General features: G+C 31.5%; 2 protein-coding genes. Both read right to left on the bottom strand.

All coding sequences use genetic code 11. From position 1 onward, the window contains the following. Positions 1-335: 335 nt before the first annotated feature. Positions 336-1,025: a hypothetical protein gene (locus tag A3G3_RS0108945; protein WP_019520187.1), complete on the bottom strand. Its 690-nt coding sequence runs from the start codon at positions 1,023-1,025 to the stop codon at positions 336-338. 12 nt (positions 1,026-1,037) lie between these two features. Continuing rightward, positions 1,038-2,429, bottom strand: a complete 1,392-nt coding sequence (locus tag A3G3_RS0108940) for a zinc metalloprotease (protein ID WP_019520186.1) — start codon at positions 2,427-2,429, stop codon at positions 1,038-1,040. Between the last annotated feature and the right edge of the window lie 112 nt (positions 2,430-2,541).

The raw sequence follows: 2,541 nt of genomic DNA, 5'->3' as shown, positions 1-2,541 counted from the left end.
GTCCAATTTGGTCTATACCATTACTTGCAAAGATACCATCTTTCCAAAGATAGGATTTTTGAATAGATTGGTCAAATTTGGCTTGTAACTGATAGGAGCTATCAAGCCCAAAATTTCGGGTATCACTTGCTAGAATAATACTGTCTTCTGATTGAATGGCGATAATAAAGGTCATAAAAACTCACAGGTTGTGCTGGAAAGGTATGGCGTAAATTGATACAGATTCGTTATAAAATCGCTTTATTTAATCATTAACTGATTAATTTTGCTGACAATCATCTGTTCTACATTATTTTTACCATTTTTATTCTCAAATATTTTGGTATTGTAAACGCTTATTTTGGATTATATAGGGTAAAAAATTTTTTATCATCTGAGTCACATACTGCTAACTCTAGAATACCTAATTTACTTTCTCTTTGTTGAATGTAACAACCCTTATAATAATGATTCTTTTTAGAGGCTATTAATTCCTGCAAAAATCTTTGAGGGTTTTTTTCACCGCTAATAGATATAATTTTAGAGAGCATCTTATTCTCAAAATCAGTAAATTGCTGTTTTGAATTATTGCTTGTATATCTTATAAGACTATTTTTATAGCTTTCATTAGGGCTGGGTAATGTATATGCCAAATATCCATCTTTAAATATTATTGTTCCTTGAGCAAGGTTATAATTACTTTCATTAGGTTCTATAATTTCTTTGAGTTGGATTTCATTGACATTTATATTGCTCAAGAAAAAAGCTGATAGATGACTCTTGGCATTGATTGGAATGGTTAATATTTTATGTTCCTTATAAGAAGGTAAACTAAGGTAATCTGGAGGTGCACAGTCACCATCACATTCGTGGCTTGATTCAATATTCTCGTAACTAGATTCTTTAACTACATTATTTTTCGTATTTTGATTAGATTGTATCTTCTTTGTTTCAACAACTTGGCTAGTCGTTGTATTACTAGAGTTGGAATTATTACAGCTACAAAGTAGTGTAAAAAGGAATATTATGGATATCATTTTTAACATACTTACTTACCTTTATAGTCGATAGACACTTCTATCATTTTGCATTTTATACCATTCATATCGTCCAAACATAATTCTTTTATTAGGATTTTTTCCTGCATTACCAGGTTTGCCGTTTTGCCATGTATAATCCATCACTCTGTTACTAAATCCTTGATAGAATTGATAAGATTCTCCTATTTGAAAAACATGTGGTAATCCAAAACTGTGTCCAAGCTCATGTACCAAAGTGTCTCTATTTTTATTGGCTTGCTTGAATATTATTACGCTATTTCCCCAAGCAAACTTCTTTCCTCTTATATCAGGCGGAGCTACGCCATTGTAAGCTCCTGCTTCCAAATCTGTGACAAAAACAAAGGTTCTTTTATTACGATCATCATTAAGGCTAATCTTACTGCCAAAAATCCCAGTAGGATTATGATCACCATATTTTTGATAAATGTTAATTAACTCATTTGATACATATTCAACAACGTTTTTCTGATTTTTATAAGAATTTAAGAATAAGGCAACACTTTGATCCTTGGTAGCAATGTCATGCAATTTTAATGTAGTTTGAACAACTTTTTCTGCCCGAATAAGTGCTTGATTAAATCCCAAAAATTTCAGATACCATTCAATATCGTTGGCAGTAGTAATGGTTGAACCTTTACTAGAGGTCACATTAATAAATACCAAATCTGCCTGATATGCCATATCATTTTTATGAACCATTAGCTTGCCAACTAAATGTTTATTCCCTTTTTTATTAGCGTATACTGATATATTCTCATGCTGAGTTAATACTTGATTTTTTACACCTTTTATCAATATACATTTCTCTTTATTATATTGAAGTCTTTTACTATTATTTTTTTTATCAATGATAAAAGCCTTCTGGCCTGTTTTTATGAATTCTGTTAAGGCAATTTTACTAGGATTAACAGTCAATTTAGATGGAGCAGATGATACAAACTCAATGATAGTACCATCATCAGCTAAAGTATTAGTGTCACCTAAGAATTGATGGATTTCTAAATTTAGTTTAACTCCTTCAGAATGCATGCTAGAGCCCCCTTTAAAAACATCTGATGTCGTAAAAGGAAAAATACACAACCATGCGGGCAAATAGCCTTTTTGAATTAAAGTAGTTGCTAAATTAGCATCTTGTAAATAATTATTTTTCAGAATGTTAATATTGCCAATAAACAAACTTTTATAATCATTAACAAATGTTTTGCGATCATTGGCTGTCGCTATCATCTCTATTGGGTAAATATCATTATCTCGTGGGTAGTCAAAACCATATCTACCCAACATATCTTTAGGAGGTCGAAAATGTACTGTATATCTAGGTGCGGAAATTTTTATATCCTGTTGATTCCCACCCAAAGTAGTACCTCCTAATGAGTTATTACTCTTCATTGTATTCTCCTATTTCTAAATGAACCTCAACATCTTCAGGAGCATCACTGTAAAAGAACTGTGTTAATCCATCTTTATCTGTTAACCCCTTAAACACCTCACCAGTCGCTTT

Source organism: Moraxella boevrei DSM 14165, assembly GCF_000379845.1.
Lineage (GTDB): Bacteria > Pseudomonadota > Gammaproteobacteria > Pseudomonadales > Moraxellaceae > Faucicola > Faucicola boevrei.
Note: the sequence above shows the minus strand (reverse complement) of the source record. Positions and strands in the feature narration are given on the sequence as shown.